The 23,099-nt window shown below is 68.1% G+C and carries 22 protein-coding genes and 2 tRNA genes; 20 read left to right on the forward strand and 4 right to left on the reverse strand.

Annotation, left to right across the window (positions count from 1 at the left end; genetic code table 11):
• Positions 1–17: 17 nt before the first annotated feature.
• The 3 genes from VMD50_RS21390 to VMD50_RS21400 are packed head-to-tail and all read left to right on the forward strand — an operon-like array spanning position 18 to position 1,402.
• Positions 18–665: an HNH endonuclease gene (locus VMD50_RS21390; RefSeq protein WP_325430463.1), complete on the forward strand. Its 648-nt coding sequence runs from the start codon at positions 18–20 to the stop codon at positions 663–665.
• Positions 666–720: 55 nt separating this feature from the next.
• Entirely contained in the window at positions 721–948 is a 228-nt protein-coding gene (gene ctaJ / locus VMD50_RS21395; RefSeq protein WP_325430465.1) for an aa3-type cytochrome oxidase subunit CtaJ, read from the forward strand.
• A complete protein-coding gene (locus VMD50_RS21400; RefSeq protein WP_325430467.1) occupies positions 935–1,402 on the forward strand; it encodes a DUF5130 domain-containing protein in 468 nt (155 codons plus the stop codon). Before ctaJ ends, VMD50_RS21400 begins: the two co-directional genes overlap by 14 nt.
• Before the next feature lie 86 nt (positions 1,403–1,488).
• On the opposite strand, the gene pepN is transcribed toward VMD50_RS21400, so the two are convergent.
• Positions 1,489–4,071, reverse strand: a complete 2,583-nt coding sequence (gene pepN / locus VMD50_RS21405; RefSeq protein ID WP_325430468.1) for an aminopeptidase N — start codon at positions 4,069–4,071, stop codon at positions 1,489–1,491.
• A gap of 91 nt (positions 4,072–4,162) precedes the next feature.
• Here pepN and VMD50_RS21410 point away from each other — a divergent pair, with 91 nt between their 5' ends.
• The 4 genes from VMD50_RS21410 (at position 4,163) to VMD50_RS21425 (ending at position 6,602) form a co-directional block, all read left to right on the forward strand.
• The gene (locus VMD50_RS21410; protein WP_325430471.1) at positions 4,163–4,786 is read left to right on the forward strand and encodes a mycothiol-dependent nitroreductase Rv2466c family protein; all 624 of its coding nucleotides are present in this window, start codon (positions 4,163–4,165) and stop codon (positions 4,784–4,786) included.
• Between the two features lie 91 nt (positions 4,787–4,877).
• Complete coding sequence (locus VMD50_RS21415) at positions 4,878–5,357, forward strand: ribose-5-phosphate isomerase (protein ID WP_325430473.1); 480 nt, start codon at positions 4,878–4,880, stop codon at positions 5,355–5,357.
• A gap of 2 nt (positions 5,358–5,359) precedes the next feature.
• The gene (locus VMD50_RS21420) at positions 5,360–6,166 is read left to right on the forward strand and encodes an Fpg/Nei family DNA glycosylase (RefSeq protein WP_325430475.1); all 807 of its coding nucleotides are present in this window, start codon (positions 5,360–5,362) and stop codon (positions 6,164–6,166) included.
• A 133-nt stretch (positions 6,167–6,299) separates the two neighbouring features.
• Positions 6,300–6,602: an Mtp family mycobacterial-type pilin gene (locus tag VMD50_RS21425; protein ID WP_325430477.1), complete on the forward strand. Its 303-nt coding sequence runs from the start codon at positions 6,300–6,302 to the stop codon at positions 6,600–6,602.
• 57 nt (positions 6,603–6,659) lie between these two features.
• On the opposite strand, the gene VMD50_RS21430 is transcribed toward VMD50_RS21425, so the two are convergent.
• Positions 6,660–7,847 (reverse strand): serine hydrolase domain-containing protein, encoded by a 1,188-nt coding sequence (locus tag VMD50_RS21430; RefSeq protein WP_325430479.1) that lies wholly within the window; start codon positions 7,845–7,847, stop codon positions 6,660–6,662.
• Between the two features lie 29 nt (positions 7,848–7,876).
• Positions 7,877–7,947 (reverse strand) — tRNA-Gly (locus VMD50_RS21435).
• Between the two features lie 132 nt (positions 7,948–8,079).
• Between VMD50_RS21435 and VMD50_RS21440 the strand changes: the two genes are divergently transcribed.
• The 4 genes from VMD50_RS21440 (at position 8,080) to clpP2 (ending at position 10,992) form a co-directional block, all read left to right on the forward strand.
• Positions 8,080–8,156, forward strand: a tRNA-Pro gene (locus tag VMD50_RS21440).
• 39 nt (positions 8,157–8,195) lie between these two features.
• Positions 8,196–9,632 (forward strand): trigger factor, encoded by a 1,437-nt coding sequence (gene tig, locus VMD50_RS21445; protein WP_325430481.1) that lies wholly within the window; start codon positions 8,196–8,198, stop codon positions 9,630–9,632.
• 128 nt (positions 9,633–9,760) lie between these two features.
• The gene (gene clpP1, locus VMD50_RS21450; RefSeq protein ID WP_066941837.1) at positions 9,761–10,351 is read left to right on the forward strand and encodes an ATP-dependent CLP protease proteolytic subunit ClpP1; all 591 of its coding nucleotides are present in this window, start codon (positions 9,761–9,763) and stop codon (positions 10,349–10,351) included.
• On the forward strand, positions 10,348–10,992 hold the full coding sequence (gene clpP2 / locus VMD50_RS21455) for an ATP-dependent CLP protease proteolytic subunit ClpP2 (RefSeq protein ID WP_325430483.1): 645 nt from the start codon (positions 10,348–10,350) through the stop codon (positions 10,990–10,992). The genes clpP1 and clpP2 overlap by 4 nt, the downstream gene beginning before the upstream one ends.
• Before the next feature lie 21 nt (positions 10,993–11,013).
• On the opposite strand, the gene mmuM is transcribed toward clpP2, so the two are convergent.
• Positions 11,014–11,949 (reverse strand): homocysteine S-methyltransferase, encoded by a 936-nt coding sequence (gene mmuM, locus VMD50_RS21460; protein ID WP_325430485.1) that lies wholly within the window; start codon positions 11,947–11,949, stop codon positions 11,014–11,016.
• Between the two features lie 275 nt (positions 11,950–12,224).
• Here mmuM and clpX point away from each other — a divergent pair, with 275 nt between their 5' ends.
• The 9 genes from clpX to VMD50_RS21505 all read left to right on the forward strand — a co-directional run bounded on the left by clpX (position 12,225) and on the right by VMD50_RS21505 (position 23,084).
• Positions 12,225–13,505 (forward strand): ATP-dependent Clp protease ATP-binding subunit ClpX, encoded by a 1,281-nt coding sequence (gene clpX, locus VMD50_RS21465; RefSeq protein WP_066941843.1) that lies wholly within the window; start codon positions 12,225–12,227, stop codon positions 13,503–13,505.
• Positions 13,506–13,549: 44 nt separating this feature from the next.
• Positions 13,550–14,806: an MFS transporter gene (locus VMD50_RS21470; RefSeq protein WP_325430488.1), complete on the forward strand. Its 1,257-nt coding sequence runs from the start codon at positions 13,550–13,552 to the stop codon at positions 14,804–14,806.
• 229 nt (positions 14,807–15,035) lie between these two features.
• Positions 15,036–17,000: a 2-oxoacid:acceptor oxidoreductase subunit alpha gene (locus VMD50_RS21475; protein ID WP_325430553.1), complete on the forward strand. Its 1,965-nt coding sequence runs from the start codon at positions 15,036–15,038 to the stop codon at positions 16,998–17,000.
• Positions 16,997–18,085: a 2-oxoacid:ferredoxin oxidoreductase subunit beta gene (locus VMD50_RS21480; protein WP_325430490.1), complete on the forward strand. Its 1,089-nt coding sequence runs from the start codon at positions 16,997–16,999 to the stop codon at positions 18,083–18,085. The genes VMD50_RS21475 and VMD50_RS21480 overlap by 4 nt, the downstream gene beginning before the upstream one ends.
• A 1-nt stretch (position 18,086) precedes the next feature.
• Positions 18,087–18,698 (forward strand): molybdenum cofactor guanylyltransferase, encoded by a 612-nt coding sequence (gene mobA / locus VMD50_RS21485; protein WP_325430492.1) that lies wholly within the window; start codon positions 18,087–18,089, stop codon positions 18,696–18,698.
• Positions 18,699–19,656: 958 nt separating this feature from the next.
• A complete protein-coding gene (locus VMD50_RS21490; RefSeq protein ID WP_325430494.1) occupies positions 19,657–20,289 on the forward strand; it encodes a transglycosylase family protein in 633 nt (210 codons plus the stop codon).
• Between the two features lie 79 nt (positions 20,290–20,368).
• On the forward strand, positions 20,369–21,625 hold the full coding sequence (locus tag VMD50_RS21495; RefSeq protein ID WP_325430496.1) for a saccharopine dehydrogenase family protein: 1,257 nt from the start codon (positions 20,369–20,371) through the stop codon (positions 21,623–21,625).
• Between the two features lie 118 nt (positions 21,626–21,743).
• The gene (locus VMD50_RS21500) at positions 21,744–22,322 is read left to right on the forward strand and encodes a DUF937 domain-containing protein (protein ID WP_325430498.1); all 579 of its coding nucleotides are present in this window, start codon (positions 21,744–21,746) and stop codon (positions 22,320–22,322) included.
• Between the two features lie 174 nt (positions 22,323–22,496).
• Entirely contained in the window at positions 22,497–23,084 is a 588-nt protein-coding gene (locus VMD50_RS21505) for a LysM peptidoglycan-binding domain-containing protein (RefSeq protein WP_325430500.1), read from the forward strand.
• Positions 23,085–23,099 lie beyond the last annotated feature (15 nt).

Here is a 23,099-nt window from a genome sequence, read left to right on the forward strand (position 1 = left end):
CTATCCGCGGAGGATCTATGGCGCATGGCAAGAGACGCCGCAGTCACCGCAGTTCCGGTGCCGCGGCTGGGTTGACCGGGCCCCCAACCGCGTCGTGCCTGCATAGCGTCGAAACCCATCCGCCCACCCGCCACGAGAGCGCCTCGATCTGGAGCCGGCGGCGGGTGCTGCTGCTGAATTCCACCTACGAGCCGCTGACCGCGCTGCCGATGCGGCGGGCCATCGTCATGGTGATCTGCGGCAAGGCCGACGTGGTGCACGACGACCCGGCCGGGCCGGTCATCCACTCGGCGAGCAGGTCGATCGTGGTGCCGTCGGTGATCCAGCTGCGGTCCTACGTGCGGGTCCCGTACCGGGCGCGGGTGCCCATGACCCGCGCCGCGCTCATGCATCGCGACCGCTTCTGCTGCGCCTACTGCGGGGCCAAGGCCGACACCGTCGACCACGTGGTGCCCCGCAGCCGCGGCGGTGACCACTCCTGGGAAAATTGCGTCGCCTGCTGTTCGACCTGCAACCACCGCAAAGGCGACAAGCTGCTCGCCGAGCTGGGCTGGGCGCTGCGCCGCGCGCCCCTGCCGCCGACGGGGCAGCACTGGCGACTGCTGTCGACGGTCAAGGAACTGGACCCGGCCTGGGCCCGATACCTCGGTGAAGGCGCGGCCTGAACAATCCCGTGTCCGAGTGTGCGGGCAGCTCACCCGGTGGGATACGGTTTGCGTCGTGAGCCTTGCAGAGATTCACCTGTACTTCATCGGCATCCCGCTGTTGCTGGTTGTCGTGCTGTCGGCGCTGATCTGGTCGCACAAGGGGCCCCACCCCGCGACGTACAAGTTGTCGGAGAAGTGGACCCACCCGCCGATCCTGTGGGCCGCGACCGACGAAGACGTCGGCGGCGGACACGGCGCGTCGGGGTTCTCGGTTGGAGGTGGCGCCAGTGGCACGTGGTGAGGTCGCGACGGTCGAGCGCGGCGAGCTGCCCAGGGGTTGGGTGATCACCACCAGCGGACGGATCTCGGGCGTGACCGAGCCCGGCGAGCTGTCGGTGGACTACCCGTTCCCGACCAAGGACCTGGTCGCCATCGACGACGCGCTGAAATACGGCTCGCGGGCGTCGAGGACGCGGTTCGCCATCTACCTGGGGGACCTGGGTAGCGACACCGCCTCGCGGGCCCGCGAGATCTTGGGCGACGTGCCGACGCCCGACAACGCCGTGCTGCTCGCCGTCTCGCCGAACCAGCGCGCCATCGAGGTGGTCTACGGCTCGGCGGTCCGGGGCCGCGGCGCGGAGTCGGCCGCACCGCTCGGGGTTGCCGCGGCTTCTTCGGCGTTCGCGCAGGGAAACCTGGTCGACGGGCTGATCAGCGCGATCCGCGTGCTCAGCGCCGGGATCTCACCCGCCTAACCGACCGCTCGCGAGCGCGCGTATTTTTACGCGACACACCGGTCACCGGTGTACAGACACGCGCGCTCGGCGACCGAGTGGCCTGGTCAGGACGCGTCGAACCGGCGGGCCCGCAAGGACCTTTTCACGCCGGCCTGCCCTTCCAGCACAAGCCGGCGCAGCGCCGGCGGAATGTCGGGGTCGCGCAGGAACTCATCGGCGGCCGCGATGGCCCCCTCGCTGATGTCCCAGTGCGGGTACAGCCCGATCACCACCGTTTGGGCGACCTCGCTGGATCGCCGCACCCACACGCCGGGGATCGCCGCGAAGTAGCGCGCGGTGAACGGCTTGAGCAGCTCATGCTGTCCCGGCGGCGCGATGCCCGCGATAATCGAGCGCGCCGTGATGTTGGCCAGGGTGTCGTCCTCGACCACCGTGGTCCAGGCCTCCTCCTTGACCCGCAGCTGGGGCCGCGCCGCCGCCGCCTGGGCGCCGTGGCGCTTCCCCGCAGCGGTCGGGTCGCGCTGCACCTCGGCGTCGATGAACGGTGTCGCGGACCCGTCGGCGTCGATCTCGCCGGCGGCGGCCAGCGCGGTCACCAGGCGCCAGCGCAGGTCGGTGTCGATCTCAAGGCCGGGCAGCTCCAGGTCGGCGGGGTCGTGGTCGAGCAGGTCGGCCAGCACGACGACGTGCCGGGTCGACAGCACCGAGGTGGACAGCGTGTTGACGAACGCGAGCTGGTGATCCGATCCGGGCTGCGCCGCGCGCGCCAACTCCAGCAGCCGGTCGGCGAACTGCGGCCAGCCGTGCTCGCGCGCCCACCCCGGCTCGGCGTAGGACGCCAGCGCGGTCTGGGCCTGCAGCAGCAGCCGCTGCGCCACCCCGACCTCGGTTTCGGCCTGTACCCCGCCTGAAACCAGTGCCAGGAAGTCGCGGGCGCGCAGCTCGGCCTCACGGGTCATCTCCCACGCCGCCGACCACACCAGTGAGCGGGGCAGCGGCTCGGCGATGTCGGCGATCCGCTCCAGCGCGGTCTGCAGCGACTGGTCGTCCAGCCGCAGCGAGCAGTAGGTCAGGTCGTCGTCGTTGACCAGGATCAATTTGCCGCGCGAAACCCCAACCAGCGCAGGGACTTCCGTCTGCGGCCCCTCGACGTCGAGCTCCTCGCGGTGCACCCGCACCAGCCTGCCGGCGCCATCATCGTCGTAGATGCCCACCGCCAGCCGGTGCACTCGCGTCTCGCCCTCGCCCGGCTCGGCGCCACTCTGGGTCACCGCGAACCGGGTGAACCGGCCGTCGGCGTCGACGTCAAAATCCGCGCGCAGCGTGTTCAGCCCCGTCGTCCTCAGCCACTGGCGTCCCCAGTCGGACAGGTCGCGCCCCGACGCCTGCTCCAGCGCGGCGATCAGGTCGTCGAACGTGGCGTTGCCGTAGGCGTGCGTGCGGAAGTAGTCGCGCAGCCCGGCCAGGAAGTGCTCCAGCCCGACGTAGGCGACGAGCTGCTTGAGCACCGAAGCGCCCTTGGCGTAGGTGATGCCGTCGAAGTTCACCTCGACGGCGGCCAGGTCGGGGATCTCGGCGGCGATCGGGTGCGTCGACGGCAACTGGTCCTGACGGTACGCCCACGACTTTTCGACGGTGGCGAACGTCGTCCAGGCCTCCGTGAATTCGGTTGCCTCGCTTTGACACAACACGGACGCGAAGGTGGCGAACGACTCGTTGAGCCACAGGTCGTCCCACCACGTCATGGTGACCAGGTCCCCGAACCACATGTGCGCCATCTCGTGCAGCACCGTCTCGGCGCGCCGCTCATAGGAGGCGCGGGTGACCTTGCTGCGGAAGACATAGTCCTCGAGGAACGTCACCGCCCCGGCGTTTTCCATGGCGCCGGCGTTGAACTCGGGGACGAACAGCTGGTCGTACTTGCCGAACGCGTAGGGCAGGCCAAAGTTCTTGTGGTAGAAGCCAAATCCCTGCTTGGTCTGGGTGAACAACCGCTCGGCGTCCATGTACGGCGCGAGCGACGCCCGGCAGTAGATGCCCAGGGGGATCTCGCCGTGCTCGTCGACATAGGTGTCCTTCCACCGCTCGTAGGGGCCGGCGATCAAGGCCACCAAATAGGTGCTCATCCGCGGGGTGGTGGCGAACGTGTGCACGCCATCCTCCACCGACACGGGGGCGCCGTTCGAAATCACCTTCCAGTGCCTGGGGGCGACCACCCGCAGGTCGAACGTCGCCTTGAGGTCGGGCTGGTCGAAGCAGGCGAACATGCGCTTGGCGTCGGCGGTTTCGAATTGCGAGTACAGATAGGTCTCGTCGTCCACCGGGTCCACGAAGCGATGCAGCCCCTCGCCGGTGTGGGAGTAGAGGCAGTCGGCGTCGACGACGAGGGTGTTGCGTTTCTCGAGCCCGGTCAGCGGGATGCCTATCGATTCGTCGTATCCGGACACGTCGAGCTCGCGGCCGTTGAGGGTGGCGCCGCGCACCGTCGCGGCGGCGAGGTCGATGTACGTGTCGGCGCCGGCGAGCGCGTCGAACACCACGGTGGTGACGGACCGGAAGGTGTGTTCGCCGGGCGCCCCACTGTTATGGGGGCGGTCGGTGACATCGAGGCTGATCTGGTAGCTGTCGACGGTGATCAGGGCGGCGCGTTCGACGGCCTGGTCCCGGGTGAGGTTAGGAAGGGCCACGCATTTAACTTACGTCCCGAGCAGGACGGGAACAGCCTCGAGCGGCCTACGGTTGTGCTGAGGGTGCCTTGACCGACGAAAGGACTGCGCTATGCCTGAGAACGTCCCCGCGAAAGACCAGGCCGATTTCTGGTTCGATCCGCTGTGCCCGTGGTGCTGGATCACGTCGCGCTGGATCCTCGAGGTGGAGAAGGTTCGCGACATCGACGTCCACTTCCACGTCATGAGCCTCGCGATCCTCAACGAGAACCGCGAAGGCCTGAATGACAAGTACCGCGAAATGATGAAGCACGCGTGGGGGCCGGTGCGGGTGGCTATCGCCGCCGAGCAGGCCCACGGTGCGGGCGTCCTGGATCCCCTCTATACCGCCATGGGCACCCGGATTCACAACGAGGACAACAAGAACCTCGACGAGGTCATCAAGCTGTCGCTGGCCGACGCGGGCCTGCCGGCGGAGCTCGCCGAGGCCGCGCATAGCGAGGCCTACGACGACGCCCTGCGCAAGAGCCACCACGCTGGGATGGATGCCGTCGGCGACGACGTCGGCACGCCGACGATCCACGTCAACGGGGTGGCGTTCTTCGGGCCGGTGCTGTCGAAGATCCCGCGCGGTGAGGAAGCCGGCAAGCTGTGGGACGCGTCGGTGACCTTCGCGTCCTACCCGCACTTCTTCGAACTCAAGCGGACCCGCACCGAGAAGCCCGAATTCGACTAGACCGTCCGGGCGGCGACCCGCTTCGCCCGGCTGCGCCGCGCTTGCGATCGCCGCCGATCGTCGGGCGCGCTGCTGTGTAAGGATTGCGGGCATGCGCGTCTACCTCGGCTCCGACCACGCCGGATTTGAGCTCAAGCAACACATCATGGCCCACCTCAGGGAAGCCGGGCACGAGCCGATCGATTGCGGCGCCTTCACGTACGACGCCGAGGACGACTACCCGGCGTTCTGCATCGCGGCCGCGACGCGCACCGTGGCCGACCCGGACAGCCTGGGACTCGTGCTGGGCGGGTCGGGCAATGGTGAGCAGATCGCGGCCAACAAGGTGCCGGGGGTCCGCTGCGCGCTGGCGTGGAGCGTCGAGACCGCGACGCTGGCCCGCGAGCACAACAACGCGCAGCTGATCGGCATCGGTGGCCGCATGCACACCGTGGCCGAGGCGCTGGAGATCGTCGACGCCTTCCTGAGCGCGCAATGGTCGAAAGCCGAACGCCACCAACGCCGTATCGATATCCTGACCGAGTACGAGCGCACCCACCAGCCGCCGCCGGTGCCCGGCGCGCAGGGCTGAGCGTGCCCGAGGGGCACACCCTGCACCGGCTGGCCCGGCTGCATCAACGCCGATACGGCGGGGCGCCGGTCGCGGTATCCAGCCCGCAGGGCCGGTTCGCGGCTGCGGCGGCCGAGGTGGACGGCCGGGTGCTGCGACGGACCAGCGCCTGGGGCAAGCACCTGTTTCATCACTACGAGGGCGGCCCGATCGTGCACGTGCATCTCGGCCTCTACGGCGCGTTCACCGAGTGGGAGCGCGCCGGCGGTGCGCCGCTGCCCGAACCGGTCGGGCAGGTGCGGATGCGGATGGTCGGGGACGACTACGGCACCGACCTGCGCGGCCCGACGGTGTGCGAAGTCATCGACGAGGGTCAGGTCAGCGACGTGGTGGCCAGGCTCGGTCCCGACCCGTTGCGCAGCGACGCCGACCCGTCGTGGGCGTGGGCGCGAATTGCCAAGTCCCGCAGGCCCATTGGAGCGCTGTTGATGGACCAGACCGTCATCGCCGGCGTGGGCAACGTCTACCGCAACGAGTTGCTGTTCCGCCACCGCATCGATCCGTTCCGGCCCGGCCGGGGGATCGGGGAGGCGGAGTTCGGCGCGGCCTGGACCGATCTCGTGGCGTTGATGAAGGTCGGCCTGCGCCGCGGCAAGATCGTCGTGGTGCTGCCCGAACACGACCACGGCCCGCCGTCGTACCTGCCCGGGCGGCCGCGCACGTACGTATACCGGCGCGCGGGGGAGGGGTGCCGGGTGTGCGGGGGTCCGATCCGCACCGAGGTGAGCGAGGGGCGAAACGTCTTTTGGTGCCCGGCCTGCCAGACGTGACCAACTTCACCGCGGGACCGGTCGAGGAATCCGCAGGTCCGCGCGGCGCACGCCGACTGGCAGGAAACCCCAAGCAAGAAACGCTGGCGTCTACTGTTTGAGGGCGGCCTCGGCGGGGGTACTGGTAGCCACCGTGAAATCTCTTCCACGGTTAGTTGCAACCATTTTCGCGATAATCATCGGTCTCGGGCTGGCGGGTCTCGGCGCCGCGGCCGGGGCCGACGCGCAGCCCGGGCCGTTCCCGCAGTGGTGCCCCGGGGACTTCTGGGACCCGGGCTGGGGCGACAACTGGGACGCCTGGCACTGCCACGACAACTGGCGAGGACCGGGTCCGAACCCCCATCCCGAGCCCTTCCGCGGCCCCGGTGGCCCGGGCGGTCCCGGCGGCTCGGGCGGTCCGGGCGGACCTGGCGGTCCCGGCTGGGACCATCGCTGACCCGTATCCGCACAACCGCGCCCTGCCGACCACTGCTCGGCAGGGCGCGCTTTATGCCTAGACGCGCTCGACGAGGCCGAGCGCGGCGTAGACCTCGTCGCTCAGCGCGAGGCTGCGCGGGTCCGCGTTGGCCTTGGTGGCGTCGAAACGATTCGCCACGTAGGCGTAGCCGATTCCGTGCTCCAGGTCGACGAACCCGAACGAGCCGCCCAGGCCGCCGTGACCGAAGATGCGGGGGTTGGGTCCGTTGACGCAGCGCTGGTTGAGCATGTAGCCCAGACCCCACCCGTGATCGGCGACCCGCGGGCCCAGCACCAAGTCGCTGTCGAAACCACCCTGCGGGACCCGGACCAGCTCCATGTGCTCACGACTGAGGAGCTTCTCCTGCGCGAGCGCGTTGTAGAACGTCGCCAATCCCAGCGCCGACACCTGGCCGTTGGTGCCGGGGAACTCCAGCTCGCGCCACAGCCGCAGGTCGTGCGAGCCGAGTTCGTCGTCGGGCGCGAATCCCATCGAGATGGACAGCCCCGCCTTGGGGTGTTCGGCCAGGCTGGTCGGGTCGCCGGGGGCTTGCGCCTCCGCGAGCAGGTCCCTGGCGTGCGGCTTGTTCACCCGCTCGGCGCAGCGGCGTTGCTCTGCCATGGACAGGCCGATGTGGACGTCGGCGCCCAGGGGTTCGGCGATCTCGGTGCGCAGGTAGTGGCCGATGGTGCGCCCGGTGACGCGGCGGAACACCTCGCCGAGGATGAAGCCGAACGTGGTCATGTGGTAGCCCTGCGCGGTGCCGGGCTCCCACCACGGCTCGGCGGCGGCCAGTTGGCTGCAGACGAAGTCCCAGTCGGCGACATCTTCCCAGCGCATCCGGGTGCGCGGCCCGATCACGCCGGAGCGGTGGCTCATCACCATGGCCAGCGTGATGGACTCCTTGCCCGCCTGCCCGAACTCGGGCCAGTAGCGCGCCACCGGCGCGTGCAGGTCCAGTTCGCCGCGGTCGGCCAGTTGGTGCACGCAGGTAGCCGACAGGCCCTTGGTGCCGGACAGCACCGTCGTCAGGGTGTTTTGCTTCCAGGGGCGGGTGCCGGCGGCGTCGGCACAGCCGCCCCAGAGGTTGACGACGAGGTCGCCCTCGGTCCACACCGCCACGGCCGCGCCAACCTCTTTGCCCAGCGCAAAATTGCGCTCGAACGCGTCGCGGACACCGACGAACTCGGACGCGCATGAGCCGTGGATGTCGGTGTGGCGCATGGCCCCCCTGTCGCACAGGCAATTACCCGAGCGGGCGACGGGAATCGAACCCGCGTAGCTAGTTTGGAAGACTAGGGCTCTACCATTGAGCTACGCCCGCAAGCTTTAGTCGAGCGCGACTGTATCTGGCGGCGAACATCAAATCTAATCGAAGCGGTTTTGTGATGGCTCCGTGAGGTCGGAGGTCGCTGCGAAGCCAATGCCCTCGCGCCGTAGGATCGCGAGGTCAGCGCGGGGTGTAGCGCAGCTTGGTAGCGCATCCGCTTTGGGAGCGGAAGGCCGCAGGTTCAAATCCTGTCACCCCGACCACCACTGCGCCGATCCACCGAACACCGAGGAGCAAGACCCGTGAAGAGCAGCGTCGAGCAGTTGAGCCCCACCCGGGTGCGCATCAACGTGGAGGTGCCGTTCACCGAACTCGAGCCCGATTTCCAGCGGGCCTACAAGGAGCTGGCCAAGCAGGTGCGGCTGCCCGGATTCCGCCCCGGCAAAGCGCCGGCCAAGCTGCTCGAGGCCCGGTTCGGCCGGGAGGCGATGCTCGACCAGGTCGTCAACGAGGCGCTGCCCGCCCGGTATGGGCAAGCGGTCGCGGAGTCGGAAGTCCACCCGCTGGGACAGCCCAACATCGAGGTCACCAAGAAGGAGTACGGCGAGGAGCTGGCGTTCACCGCCGAGGTCGACGTCCGCCCCAAGATCACCCTCCCGGACCTGGGCTCGCTGAAGGTGTCCGTCGACCCGATCGAGGTCAGCGACGACGACGTCGAGGCCGAGCTGGACTCGTTGCGCGCCCGGTTCGGCACCCTGACTGGGGTCGATCGGCCGGTGGCCGACGGTGATTTCGTCTCGATCGACCTGTCGGCCACCGTGGACGGCGAGGAGGTCCCGAACGCGGCCGCGGAGGGCCTTTCCCACGAGGTCGGTTCCGGTCGGCTCATCGCGGGCCTGGACGACGCGCTGGTCGGCCTGTCCGTCGACGAGTCGCGGGAATTCACCGCGCAGCTGGCGACCGGCGAGCACGCCGGCAAAGACGCGCAGGTCACGGTCACCGTCCGGTCGATCAAGGAACGCGAGCTGCCCGAGCCCGACGACGAGTTCGCCCAACTGGCCAGCGAATTCGACACGATCGACGAGCTGCGGTCCAACCTCCGCGAGCAGGTGGGTCGGGCCAAGCGCGCCCAGCAGGCGGAGCAGATTCGCGACGCCACGATCGACGCTCTTCTCGAGCAGGTCGACGTGCCGCTGCCGGAGGCCATCGTTCAGGCCCAGGTGGACGGCGCCGTGCACAACGCGCTGCACGGCTTCGACCATGACGAGGCCAAGTTCGCCGAGGTGCTGCGCGAGCAGGGCAAGTCACGCCAGCAGTTCGAGGTCGACGCGCGCAACGCGGCCGAGTCGGACGTCAAGAGGCAGTTGTTGCTGGATGCGGTGGCCGACGAGCTGGAAATCCAGGTCGGCCAGAACGACCTGACCGAGCGGCTGGTGATGACGTCCCGGCAGTACGGCATCGAGCCGCAGCAGCTGTTCGCCTACCTGCAGGAGAACAACCAGCTTCCCGCCATGTTCGCCGACGTGCGCCGCGGGCTGGCCGTCGCCGCCGTGGTCGAGGCGGCGACGGTGACCGACACCGACGGCAACATCGTCGACACCAGTGAGTTCTTCGGCAGGCGTTCGGAGGGCGACGAGGCCGAGCCGGAGGCCGAGGCCGAGGAGGCCGCGGAGGCCGAGGGCGCGGCGGAGGCCGCGGAGGCCGCGGAGGCCGAGGTCTCCCACGACGAAGGGGAGTGACCCGATCGTGACGCTGTGAGCGAACGCGCCCATTTCAGAGGGTGCGCGACCGGCACACAGCGAGCTCGGTTGGTTAGGGTCGGAGCATAGAAGAACTCGAGAAAGCAGGTAACCCAGTCGTGACTGACATGCGTTCGAACTCGCAGGGTCTCAATCTCACGGACTCGGTCTATGAGCGCTTGCTGTCCGAGCGCATCATCTTCCTGGGTTCCGAGGTGAGCGACGAAATCGCCAATCGGCTGTGCGCGCAGATTCTGCTGCTCGCCGCCGAGGACGCCACCAAGGACATTTCGCTGTACATCAATTCACCCGGGGGATCGATCAGCGCCGGAATGGCGATCTACGACACTATGGTCCTGGCGCCGTGTGACATCGCCACCTACGCGATGGGCATGGCCGCCTCGATGGGCGAATTCCTGCTGGCGGCGGGCACCAAGGGCAAGCGCTACGCGTTGCCGCACGCCCGCATCCTGATGCACCAGCCGCTGGGCGGGGTGACCGGCAGCGCGGCCGACATCGCGATCCAGGCCGAGCAGTTTGCGGTCATCAAGAAGGAGATGTTCCGGCTCAACGCCGAATTCACCGGCCAGCCGATCGAGCGCATCGAGGCCGACTCCGACCGCGACCGCTGGTTCACCGCCCAGGAAGCCCTGGAATACGGGTTCGTCGACCACATCATCACCCGCGCCGCCCACATCACCAACGGAGAAGCCCAGTGAATCCCCAGCACCCCGAGATCCAGCCCCAGGCGCGCTACATCCTGCCGTCGTTCATCGAGCACTCGAGCTTCGGGGTCAAGGAGTCGAACCCCTACAACAAGCTGTTCGAGGAACGCATCATCTTCCTCGGCGTCCAGGTCGACGACGCGTCGGCGAACGACATCATGGCCCAGCTGCTGGTGCTGGAGTCGCTGGATCCCGACCGCGACATCACCATGTACATCAACTCGCCCGGCGGCGGGTTCACGTCGCTCATGGCGATCTACGACACCATGCAGTACGTGCGCGCCGACATCCAGACGGTGTGCCTGGGCCAGGCCGCCTCGGCCGCGGCGGTGCTGCTGGCCGCCGGGACGCCCGGCAAGCGGATGGCGCTGCCCAACGCGCGGGTGCTGATCCACCAGCCCTCGCTGTCGGGCGTGATCCAGGGCCAGTTCTCCGACCTGGAGATCCAGGCCGCCGAAATCGAGCGGATGCGCACGCTGATGGAGACCACGCTGGCCCGCCACACCGGCAAGGACGCCGCAACGATCCGCAAGGACACCGACCGGGACAAGATCCTGACCGCCGACGAGGCCAAGGACTACGGGATCATCGACACCGTCCTGGAGTATCGGAAGCTCTCGGCGCAAACCGCCTAGGGTTATCCGCCCAACGTGCACTCAGGGCGAGTTCTTCGCCGATTTGTCGCCCCCCGTGCACGCTCGGCGAAGCGCAGCGATATCCGCCGGCCCCACCCGGCAGCAGCCCCCGACGATGCGGGCCCCGGCCGCGACCCATTGCCTCGCGAGCCCCGCGCTGAATTGCGACCGCCCGGTCCATTGGCGCCGGCGACGATCCCAGCGCTCACCGCTGTTCGGGTAGACGATCACCGGCTTGCCGACAGCCGCCGCCATGCTGATCGCCGGCAGTACGTCGCCGGGCGCGCAGCAATTGACGCCGATCGCGACGATCTGAGGGATCCCCGCCGCCACGGCGAACGCGTCGGCCAACGGTTGTCCGGCGCGGGTCCGGGCCCCGTCGATGGTGTAGCTGAGCCAGGCCCGCACACCCACGGAGCCCACCAGGTTGACCAGCGCCTCGGCCTCGTCGACATCGGGCACCGTCTCGCACGCCAGCACGTCGGCTCCAGCCTCGGCCAGGATCTCCAGCCGGGGCCGGTGCCACCGCGACAAGGCCGCGACGGACAGGCCGTAGCGCCCGCGATATTCGGACCCGTCGGCCAGCGCGGCGCCGTACGGGCCGACCGAGGCGGCGACGAGCCCGCCCCCGCCGGCCTCCGCACGCGCGGCGCGGGCGAGTTCGACGCTGCGGCCCATCAGCACCGCGGCCTCCCGTCGGTCGAGACCATGGGCCGCGAAGCCCTCGAACGACGCCTGGTAGCTGGCTGTCGTCGCGATCGTGGCGCCGGCGCGAAAGTACGCGGCGTGCACGGCGACGATCTCCTGCGGTGCGTCCGCCAGCAGCCTGGCCGACCACAACGAGGGCTGTGAGGTCGTGGATAGGTCAAAGCCGCGTGCCTCCAGTTCGGTGGCCAGGCCGCCGTCGCTGATCAGGACGGATTCGCTGGGCTCGCCAAACCCGACTGCCAATCCCATTCGGTAAATGTAGGGTTGTGGCGGCGGACCGGACTCGCTCGGGTAACGACCGCGACACGCCACAGGCACGGAATGCGCGTCTCGGCGAGTGAGGGGGGCCGTCTGCCTATATGTTTCATCCAGACGAAAGAGCATGAACGCCCCACGAAGGCCCTCGAATATCAAAGACGCGATTCAGCGGTAATGGTCGCGGGGGGCCCGAGCAAGCGGGTAGCGTCGGGGAATACATGCGGCATAGCAAGACGACGGCGAACAGGAAGTAGGCCCTCAGCACCATGGCGCGCATCGGAGACGGCGGTGACCTGCTTAAGTGCTCGTTCTGCGGGAAGAGCCAAAAGCAAGTCAAGAAACTCATTGCTGGCCCCGGTGTGTACATCTGCGATGAGTGCATCGATCTTTGCAACGAGATCATCGAAGAGGAACTCGCCGACGCCGACGACGTCAAGCTCGACGAACTGCCCAAGCCCGCCGAAATCCGGGAATTCCTGGAGGGCTACGTCATCGGGCAGGACACCGCCAAGCGCACGCTGGCCGTCGCGGTCTACAACCACTACAAGCGGATCCAGGCCGGCGAGAAGGGCCGCGACTCCCGGTCCGAGCCGGTGGAGCTGACCAAGTCCAACATCCTGATGCTGGGACCGACCGGCTGCGGCAAGACTTACCTGGCCCAGACGCTCGCCAAGATGCTCAACGTGCCGTTCGCCATCGCCGACGCCACCGCACTGACCGAGGCCGGCTACGTTGGTGAGGACGTCGAGAACATCCTGCTCAAACTCATCCAGGCCGCCGATTACGACGTCAAGCGCGCCGAGACGGGCATCATCTACATCGACGAGGTCGACAAGATCGCCCGCAAGAGCGAGAACCCGTCGATCACCCGCGACGTTTCCGGGGAGGGCGTGCAGCAGGCCCTGCTGAAGATCCTGGAGGGCACCCAGGCGTCGGTTCCCCCGCAGGGCGGCCGCAAGCACCCGCATCAAGAGTTCATCCAGATCGACACCACCAACGTGCTGTTCATCGTGGCGGGCGCGTTCGCCGGGCTGGAGAAGATCATCTACGAGCGCGTCGGCAAGCGCGGGCTGGGCTTCGGCGCCGAGGTCCGCTCCAAGGCCGAGATCGACACCACCGATCACTTCGCCGACGTGATGCCCGAGGACCTCATCAAGTTCGGCTTGATCCCCGAATTCATCGGGCGGCTCCCGGTCGTGGCCTCGGTGACCAACCTGGACATGGATTCGTTGGTCAAGATCCTCTCCGAGCCGAAGAACGCGTTGGTCAAGCAGTACACTCGGCTGTTCGAAATGGACGGCGTGGAGCTGGAATTCACCGACGAGGCGCTGGAGGCGATCGCCGATCAAGCGATCCACCGCGGCACCGGCGCCCGCGGACTGCGGGCGATCATGGAAGAAGTCCTGCTGCCGGTGATGTATGACATCCCGAGCCGCGACGACGTCGCCAAGGTCGTCGTGACCAAGGAGACCGTGCAGGACAACGTGCTGCCGACCATCGTCCCGCGCAAGCCGTCGCGCAGCGAGCGGCGCGACAAGAGCGCCTAACAGCTCGCCGGTCGGCGCCCCGCGCATTTGGGTACTAAATGCGCATGCCGCCCGATGTTGAGCAGCCCATCGGAGTTCCGCGCCGACTCGCGCATGCACTGGACCTACTGAACTTCCTGCTGGCCGACGTTCGCGACGGGTTGGGGCCGTACCTCTCGATTTACCTTCTGCTGACGCACCATTGGGACCAGGGGTCGATCGGGTTCGTCATGGCGGTCGGCGGCATCGGGGCGATCGTCGCCCAGGCACCGGCCGGCGCGCTGGTGGACCGGACCACCGCCAAGCGGGCGGTGATCATCGTCGGCGCGCTGACGGTCACCGCCGGATCGCTGGCGATGCCGTTGTTCCCCGGCTTCTACTCGATCTCAGTCCTTCAGGCCCTCACCGGGATCGCCGGCTCGGTGTTCGCGCCGGCCTTGGCGGCGATCACGCTCGGCGTGGTCGGCCCCCGCCTCTTCTCCCGGCGGGTCGGACGGAACGAGGCCTTCAATCACACCGGGAACGCGTCCGCCGCAGCCATCACCGGCGGCCTGGCCTACTTCTTCGGACCGGTCGTGGTGTTCTGGGTACTCGCCGCGATGGCGGCCGGCAGCGTGATTGCGACCCTGCGGATCCCGGGCGACGCGATCGATCACGACGTCGCGCGCGGCATGGACCATGTGCGCGGAGAGCCGCACCAGCCGCCGTCGCGGCTGACGGTGCTGCTGCACAACCGCAGGCTGATGATTTTCGCCGCGACGGTCATCGCGTTTCACTTCGCCAACGCGGCGATGCTTCCCCTGGTCGGCCAGCTGCTCGCGCTGCACAACAAGGATGTCGGGACCGCGTTGATGGCGGGCTGCGTCGTGGCCGCGCAGGTGGTCATGGTGCCGGTCGCGTATGTCGGCGGGGCCAAGGCCGATTCGTGGGGGCGCAAGCCGATCTTCCTGGCCGGATTCGCGGTCCTCGCCGCACGCGGATTTCTCTACACCCTGTCCGCCAACTCCTATTGGCTGGTCGGGGTGCAACTGCTCGACGGCGTGGGGGCCGGTGTCTTCGGTGCGCTGTTCCCCCTCGTCGTGCAGGACGTGACGCACGGGAGCGGCCGGTTCAACATCAGCCTGGGCGCCGTGACGGCCGCGACGGGCATCGGCGCCTCGGTCTCGAACCTCGTCGCAGGCTCCATCGTGGTCGCCGCCGGCTACAACGCCGCTTTCGCCTTCCTCGGCGCTCTGGCCGCCGCGGGCTTCGTCTTGTATCTCGTCGCGATGCCGGAGACGGCCCCGAAGCAACTCAGCGCCCCGTCCGTGCGGCGGACGTGACCAATACCACAGTTTTACATCGTCCGCACCGTCGTCCCTCCCTGACTTCGGCATTGGGGCAAACCCGCTGCATGCAATGCTTTCGAGACGCCCATGCTCCCCTAAAAGGAATGCCATAATTGGTACTAGGAGTGACACACAAGCTCGACGGCGCGGGAGCGGCCAAAATGGCGCGTAACCTAAAGCTCCAGCGCAGTGCCTATCCGGATAACGAATGGAAGGCGGATACGTGGATCCGAACGGCAGCGGAGCCGGGGCTGATTCTCACGGTGGCTCCTCCGGAAACGGGTCGTCGGACCGTCAGCGCCTAGAACAGGTTGTCATTCGGTTCGCCGGGGATTCCGGCGACGGCATGCAGCTGACGGGTGACCGGTTCACCTCGGAGGCGGCGCTGTTCGGAAACGACCTGGCGACCCAGCCGAACTACCCCGCCGAGATCCGCGCCCCCGCAGGCACATTGCCCGGGGTCTCTTCCTTCCAGATCCAGATCGCCGATTACGACATCTTGACCGCCGGCGACCGCCCCGACGTCCTCGTCGCCATGAATCCGGCCGCGCTGAAGGCCAACATCGGCGACTTGCCCCGCGGCGGAATGGTCATCGCTAATTCCGACGAGTTCACCAGGCGCAACCTGACCAAAGTCGGCTACGTAACGAACCCGCTGGAGTCCGACGAGTTGTCCGACTACGTGGTGCACTCCGTCGCGATGACGACGCTGACGCTCGGGGCCGTCGAGGCGATCGGGGCCTCGAAAAAGGACGGCCAGCGCGCCAAAAACATGTTCGCGCTGGGCCTGTTGTCGTGGATGTACGGGCGGCCGATCGAAGCCAGCGAGAAATTCGTCAGGGAGAAGTTCGCCCGCAAGCCCGACATCGCCGAGGCCAACGTGCTCGCCCTCAAGGCGGGCTGGAACTACGGCGAGACGACCGAGGCGTTCGGCACCACCTACGAGGTCTCGCGGGCATCCCTGCCGTCGGGCGAATACCGCCAGATCTCGGGCAACACCGCCCTGGCCTACGGCATCGTGACGGCCGGCCGGCTGGCCGGGATCTCGGTCGTGCTGGGCAGTTATCCGATCACGCCGGCCTCCGACATCCTGCACGAGTTGTCCAAGCACAAGAACTTCAACGTGATCACCTTCCAGGCCGAGGACGAGATCGGCGGCATCTGCGCGGCGATCGGCGCTTCCTACGGCGGTGCCCTCGGCGTCACCAGCACGTCCGGGCCCGGCATCTCGCTGAAGTCCGAGGCGCTGGGCCTCGCGGTGATGACGGAGCTGCCGTTGCTGGTCATCGACGTCCAGCGGGGCGGGCCGTCCACGGGGCTGCCCACCAAGACCGAGCAGGCCGACCTGCTGCAGGCGCTGTACGGCCGCAACGGGGAGTCGCCGGTGGCGGTGGTGGCGCCGCGATCGCCGTCGGACTGCTTCGAGACCGCCATCGAGGCGGTGCGCATCGCGGTGTCGTACCACACCCCGGTGATCGTGCTGTCCGACGGCGCGATCGCCAACGGCTCGGAGCCGTGGCGGATCCCGGACGTCGGCTCGCTGCAGCCGATCGCGCACACCTTCGTCAAACCCGACGAGCCCTTCCAGCCGTATAACCGCGACCCGGAGACGCTGGCCCGGCAGTTCGCCGTTCCGGGCACCCCCGGGCTCGAGCACCGCATCGGTGGCCTGGAGGCCGCCAACGGCTCGGGCAACATCTCCTACGAACCGGTCAACCACGACCTCATGGTCCGGATCCGCCAGGCCAAGATCGACGGCATCGCCGTCCCCGATCTGGAGGTCGACGACCCGACCGGTGACGCGGAGCTGCTGCTCATCGGGTGGGGCAGCTCCTACGGTCCGATCGGCGAAGCCTGCCGGCGTGCGCGGCGCAAGGGCATCAAGGTCGCGCACGCGCACCTGCGCCACCTGAGCCCTTTCCCGCCGAACCTGGGCGACGCGCTGCGGCGCTACCCGATGGTGGTATGCCCGGAGATGAACCTGGGCCAGCTGGCGCTGATCCTGCGCGGCAAGTACCTGGTCGACGTGCAATCCGTCACCAAGGTCCAGGGTGTCGCCTTCCTGGCCGACGAGATCGGGCGCCTCATCCGCGCCGCGCTGGGCGGCACGTTGGCCGAAATCGAGCAAGACAAGAAGATGGTCGCCAGAATGGCGGCAGCAACGGTTGGAGCGGGAGCTAGCGAATGACCGACCTGGTTGGCGCAGACCTCGGGGTTACCCCGAGGCTCACCAAGAACGACGGGGTCCCGAGGGTGTCTGCAGAGGACCAGCCGCAGAAGGCCAAGGACTTCACCAGCGACCAGGAGGTGCGCTGGTGCCCGGGCTGCGGTGACTACGTCATCCTCAACACGATCCGCAACTTCCTGCCGGACCTCGGGCTGCGCCGCGAGAACATCGTCTTCATCAGCGGCATCGGCTGCTCCAGCCGGTTCCCGTACTACCTCGAGACCTATGGGTTCCACTCGATCCACGGCCGCGCGCCGGCGATCGCCACCGGTCTGGCGCTGGCGCGCGAGGACCTTTCGGTGTGGGTGGTCACCGGCGACGGCGACGCGCTGTCGATCGGCGGCAACCATCTGATCCACGCGCTGCGCCGCAATGTCAACATCACCATCCTGCTGTTCAACAACCGGATCTACGGCCTGACCAAGGGCCAGTACTCGCCCACCTCGGAGGTCGGCAAGGTCACCAAGTCGACGCCGATGGGTTCGCTCGACCAGCCTTTCAATCCGGTGTCGCTGGCGCTGGGCGCCGAGGCGACGTTCGTGGGCCGGGCGCTGGATTCCGACCGCGCCGGCCTGACCGAGGTGCTGCGTGCCGCCGCAGGGCACCGGGGCGCCGCGGTCGTCGAAATCCTGCAGGACTGCCCCATTTTCAACGACGGTTCCTTCGACGCGCTGCGCAAAGAGGGCGCCGAGGAGCGGGTGATCAACGTCCGCCATGGCGAGCCGATCGTGTTCGGCGCCAACGGCGAATACTGCGTGGTGAAGTCGGGCTTCAGCCTGGAGGTGGCCAAGACCGCCGACGTCCGTGTCGATGAGATCGTCGTGCACGATGCGCACGCCGACAACTCGGCCTACGCGTTCGCGCTGTCGCGGCTGTCGGATCAGAACCTCGACCACACGGTCCTGGGCATTTTCCGCAACATCAGCCGCCCGACCTACGACGACGCGGCACGCTCTCAGGTGCGCGCCGCCCAGTCGTCGAAGCCGTTCGACTCCGCCGCGCTGCAATCGCTGCTGCGCGGGCGTGACACCTGGACCGTCGACTGACGTGGCCGAGCAGGTGCCCGACGCAGTGGAACAGGCGCTGGCCGGGGTGGTGCTGGCTGGGGGGGAGTCGCGGCGCATGGGCCGCGACAAGGCCACCCTGCAGGGACCCGGGGGAGCCGCCACGATGGTCGAGTATGTCGTCGCCATCGTCGCCCAGCGCTGTGAACCGGTGTTCGTGATGGCGGCCCCGGGACAACCGTTGCCCAAGTTGCAGGCCCGCGTCATCCGCGACGACGTGCGCGGGCTGGGCCCGCTGCCTGCGACCGGGCGGGGACTGCGCGCGGCCGCCGAGGCGGGCGCGCGGTACGCCTTCGTCTGCGCCGTCGACATGCCGCTGCTGAACGCCAAGTTGATCGACGACCTCGTCCGCCTCGCCACCGAGACCGACGCCGAGGTGGTGTTGCCGTGGGACGGTCGTAGCCACTACCTGGGGGCGGTGTATCGCACCGATCTGGCCGGGCGGATCGACGCGCTGGTCGCCGCCGGCCGGCGCAAGATGAGCGACTTGATCGACGTCTCCGACGCTCAGCAGATCGTCCTGCCGGACTCGCGCCCGCTGACCAACGTCAACACGGACGCCGACCTGCGCGCGGTGGTGCGGCCCGGCGCCTGAGGGCCACCGCCCGCAATTCTTCCTCGGCTTTTCTTGGCCCACGCGGCCCGGTTAATCCAAATTCATGCAGCCAATTTTTATCGAGGCCATTCTTTTGGGCGTTGAGATCAATTTGCACCATGCATTTTCCGCCCGCCCGAGAATGGCGACGCCCCGACAACGGTTATTCTGCGTGGTATCGCCTTGCCGCGGCACGCTTTTCGGCCACCGCGCATGGAGACCCCCGATGGGCCCCATGGGCTATGGCGGGTGGGCGCCGCGGAATTGCTTGTGTCGCGGCGATTCCTGTCATGTTTGAAAGACATTGCAGCGGAGCATTATTCGGTGTCTTTACCGTTGGCTTAGCGCAAAACCACTGCAGCGCACCAACTTTCGCTCGGTACCCATATCAATACACGTTCACAGGCGTGTCGAGCGTCGATCGTGCGTATCCTGTTGTACCTTGCGCCGGTTCGCCGCCGCCGCAGGCAGACGTTCTTCGGTCGCATCGGACGCGCTAGGACCCCCGCGAGCACGTGTGCCAGCTCACAAAAACGCCGTGATTCGGCTCACGATCTGGTTGCAATCCGTACGGATGGGCATCGCCAGAAAAGGCGCGGTTGACCTGCAAAAATGGTTGAGCGATCGCGGCGTGATCGGCTCGTTACCGAACCGAGATACCGATTTTCCAAGGATGACGAATGCAGCCGAGTTTCGTTACGGTCCCTGTTAGCCCGAAAGCGGGTTAACGGAAAAGTAATCAACAATCGAATCACGGACCCGCGTGCGAGCGGGGCTGCGGGCGGCAAAGCCGCGTCGCGGCCCGGGGTTCTACCCCGCCGGGCATATCTAGCGCCCGCCGCTGTCGTGCCAGAACGAGACGGCACGTCCCAGAGCACCTAACACGCACCAACCAAGCACCTTCGACCCACTCCCGTGGGCCTGCTTTGGCGCGCGCGCACCGCGAAAGGAAGAAAATTTGAAGAACGTCCGCAAGACGCTCATCCTCGCCGCGATCACCGGCGCCCTGGTGACGGTGCCCTCCGCCACCGCCACCGCGGAACCGATGGGCCTTGACCCGAACGTTCCCCCCGCCGGGGCCGCCCCCGACGCGCCCCCGCCGGCTCCGGACGCCCCGGCGCCCGCGCCAGCGGGTTTCGACCCGAACGTTCCGCCCCCGCCCCCGGTTCCGGACGCCCTGGCTCCGGTTGACGCGCCTCCCGCGCCGGCCCCCGTGGGCTTCGACCCGAACGTTCCGCCGCCGCCCCCCGCGCCCGACGCCCCGCCGCCGCCTCCGCCGGCTCCCGTGGTGGGCTTCGACCCGAACATTCCGCCGCCGCCGGGACCGGACGTCCCGCCGCCTCCGCCGGTGCACAAGGCGTACAGCGTGAACTGGGACGCCATCGCGCAGTGCGAGTCGGGTGGCAACTGGGAGATCAGCACCGGTAACGGCTTCTCCGGTGGCCTGCAGTTCACGTCGAGCACGTGGCACGCCAACGGCGGCTCGGGGTCGCCGGCCGGTGCCAGCCGTGACGAGCAGATCCGGGTGGCCGAAAACGTGCTGCACTCGCAGGGCATCGGCGCGTGGCCGGTCTGCGGTCGGCGCGGCTGACCATCACCTCCTGAGGGGTAAGTAATGCCGGGCCTTGCGCCCGGCATTACTTGTCCGTGGGTCGGGTAGCGTCGGCCCGGTGACCGCAACGCCGCGTGAGTTCGACATCGTGCTGTACGGGGCGACCGGCTTCGTCGGGAAGCTGACCGCCGAATACCTGGCCCGCGCCGGCGGGGGCGCGCGGATCGCGTTGGCCGGCAGGTCGCCGGACCGGCTGCGCGCCGTTCGGGACACCCTGGGCGACTCGGCGCGGGACTGGCCGGTTCTGACCGCAGACGCCGCGTCGCCGTCGACGCTGGATGAGATGGCCACCCGGACGCGAGTCGTGATCACCACGGTCGGGCCCTACACCCGCTACGGGTTGCCGCTGGTGGCCGCGTGCGCGGCGGCGGGCACCGATTACGCCGACCTGACCGGCGAAGCGACGTTCGTGCGCGAAAGCATCGATCTGCACCACAAGCAGGCCGCCGACACCGGCGCCCGCATCGTGCACGCCTGCGGCTTCGACTCGGTCCCCTCGGATTTGAGCGTCTATGCGCTGTACCGGGCGGCGCAGCGGGACGGCTCCGGCGAGCTGGGGGACACCCATCTGGTGGTGCGTTCCCTCTCCGGTGGGCTCTCCGGCGGCACCATCGCGTCGGGATTGGAAATCATGGACGCCGCGTCGCGCGACCCCGAGGTGCGCCGCCGGCTCGCCGACCCGTACACATTGAGCACCGACCGCGGCGCGGAACCCGAACTGGGGCGACAGCCCGATCTGCCGTGGCGGCGTGGTCGCTACATCGCGCCGGAACTGTCCGGTGTGTGGACTGCTGGCTTCATGATGGCGCCCTACAACACCCGAATCGTGCGGCGCAGCAACGCGCTGCTGGACTGGGCGTACGGCCGGCGGTTCCGCTACGACGAGAACATGAGCGTCGGGTCGTCGGCTCTCGCGCCGATGGCGTCGGCCGTCGTCAGCGGCGTCGGCAACGCGATGCTGGGGCTGGGCAGCCGTTACTTTCGGTTCCTGCCGCGCCGCCTGGTCGAGCGGGTCCTCCCCAAGCCGGGCACGGGTCCGAGCGAGGCGGCCCGGGAGCGTGGCTACTACCGCATCGAGACCTACACCACCACGACCAGCGGCGCCCGCTACGTGGCGCGCATGGAACAGCGGGGGGACCCCGGCTACAAGGCGACGTCGGTGCTGCTGGGGGAGTGCGGCCTGGCGCTCGCACTGGATCGCGACAAACTTTCCGACCTGCTCGGCGTGCTGACCCCGGCGGCCGCGATGGGGGATGCGTTGCTGGCGCGATTCCCGGCCGCCGGCGTGTCGTTGGAAACCGAACGGCTGCACTGACCCGAGGGATTGTCGGGCACCAAATCCGTCGTGCCGGAAGGCTGTTGGCCGAGACCGGATCGGTCTAGTGTCGTAATCGACTTGGCTTTGCATCCCGTTGACGAAGGTGGACACAACGATGGCCGGTCTCGATGATCTGTATACGCAGATTCCCACTTCTGAAATCGCAAGCAAGCTCGGCGCCGACGAGGGCGACGTAGAGAACGCCATTCACACGCTGGTGCCGGTCCTGCTCGGCGGACTGCAGCAGAACTCACAAGATCCCGAGCAGGCGAGCAGGATCGAATCCATGGCAACTAGTCACGCCGCCCGTGGCCTGCTCGACGTCGGCGGCGGAGGTGACGACACCGGGCACCAGGCGGTCGCGACGCTCTTCGGCGGTGTCGACGCCGACCAGGTCGCCTCGGCACTGGCCGATCGCGGGGCCGGCAACCGTGACCTGCTCAAGCAGTTGCTGCCGGTGGTGCTCCCAATCGTGCTGGCATACATCGGAAACCAGCTGGGCTCCGGCGGCGAGAGCGGCGCGCCGCAGAAAAAGGAGTCGGCCTCCGGCGGCGGCCTGGGTGAGGTTCTGGGCAGCATCCTCGCCGGTCGCTCCGGTGACAAATCCCTCGGCGGCATCCTCGGCAATGTGTTGAGCGGTAAGGGCGGCGCACTCGGCGATCTCCTCGGTGGCCTGCTCGGCGGCAAGAAGTAGCGCAGCGCCCATCCGGATTGTCCCGATTGTTCACGGGCACTTCTCGGGTGGTTTCGATTGCGTCGAATTCAAGGCTGCCCAAGACGAACCAAGATGAGTAGGTTCGTTCTTATCGGACAAGGGAATGGCGTCCGACCCCAATCGGCCGGACGGCGACGACGAGAGAGGAATGCAGTGTCAGACACGCTCACCGCGGGACAGAAGCTGGTGCGAGGCGAATCGCTCACCTCGAACAACGGCGCCTACACCCTCACATTGCAGGACGACGGCAACCTGGTGCTGGCAGCCCACGGCGAGGCCCTCTGGGCCACCGGGACCAACGGCCAGGACGTCGTGCGCGCCGAGGTGCAGCCCGACGGCAACTTCGTCGTCTACACGGCGGACAAACCCGTGTGGCACAGCGACACCCAGGGCAAGAAGGACGTCAAGCTCGTCCTGCAGGACGACCGCAACCTGGTGCTCTACGCCGCCGACGGACCGGCCTGGTCGACCAAGACCGAGACTTCTGAGATCCCGGCGCCGCCGCCGACCGCCGAGGAAGCGGCCGCCCCCGAAGAAACGGCCGCCGCCGAAGAACCGGTGACCGAAGCCGCGGCCGAAGAGCCCGCCGTTCGGACGTACACCGTCGAGTCCGGCGACAGCCTGTGGGCCATCGCGGAGCGTTTCTACGGCGACGGAAGCAAATTCCAGGTGATCGCCGACGCCAGCGGCATCCCCAACCCGGACCTGATCCAGCCCGGCCAGGTGCTGACGATTCCCTGATCGTCGGCGACCGTG

Origin of the sequence: Mycobacterium sp. (genome assembly GCF_035506235.1) — a bacterium.
Taxonomy (GTDB): Bacteria; Actinomycetota; Actinomycetes; order Mycobacteriales; family Mycobacteriaceae; genus Mycobacterium.

Excerpts from the sequence above, each read along its gene's own strand:
- VMD50_RS21390 (WP_325430463.1), top strand. The coding sequence starts at position 18 with ATGGCGCATGGCAAGAGACGCCGCAGTCACCGCAGTTCCGGTGCCGCG.
- VMD50_RS21410 (WP_325430471.1), top strand. The coding sequence starts at position 4,163 with ATGCCTGAGAACGTCCCCGCGAAAGACCAGGCCGATTTCTGGTTCGAT.
- VMD50_RS21415 (WP_325430473.1), top strand. The coding sequence starts at position 4,878 with ATGCGCGTCTACCTCGGCTCCGACCACGCCGGATTTGAGCTCAAGCAA.
- VMD50_RS21430 (WP_325430479.1), bottom strand. The coding sequence starts at position 7,847 with ATGCGCCACACCGACATCCACGGCTCATGCGCGTCCGAGTTCGTCGGT.
- clpP1 (WP_066941837.1), top strand. The coding sequence starts at position 9,761 with ATGCGTTCGAACTCGCAGGGTCTCAATCTCACGGACTCGGTCTATGAG.
- mmuM (WP_325430485.1), bottom strand. The coding sequence starts at position 11,949 with ATGGGATTGGCAGTCGGGTTTGGCGAGCCCAGCGAATCCGTCCTGATC.
- clpX (WP_066941843.1), top strand. The coding sequence starts at position 12,225 with ATGGCGCGCATCGGAGACGGCGGTGACCTGCTTAAGTGCTCGTTCTGC.
- VMD50_RS21470 (WP_325430488.1), top strand. The coding sequence starts at position 13,550 with ATGCCGCCCGATGTTGAGCAGCCCATCGGAGTTCCGCGCCGACTCGCG.
- VMD50_RS21480 (WP_325430490.1), top strand. The coding sequence starts at position 16,997 with ATGACCGACCTGGTTGGCGCAGACCTCGGGGTTACCCCGAGGCTCACC.
- VMD50_RS21500 (WP_325430498.1), top strand. The coding sequence starts at position 21,744 with ATGGCCGGTCTCGATGATCTGTATACGCAGATTCCCACTTCTGAAATC.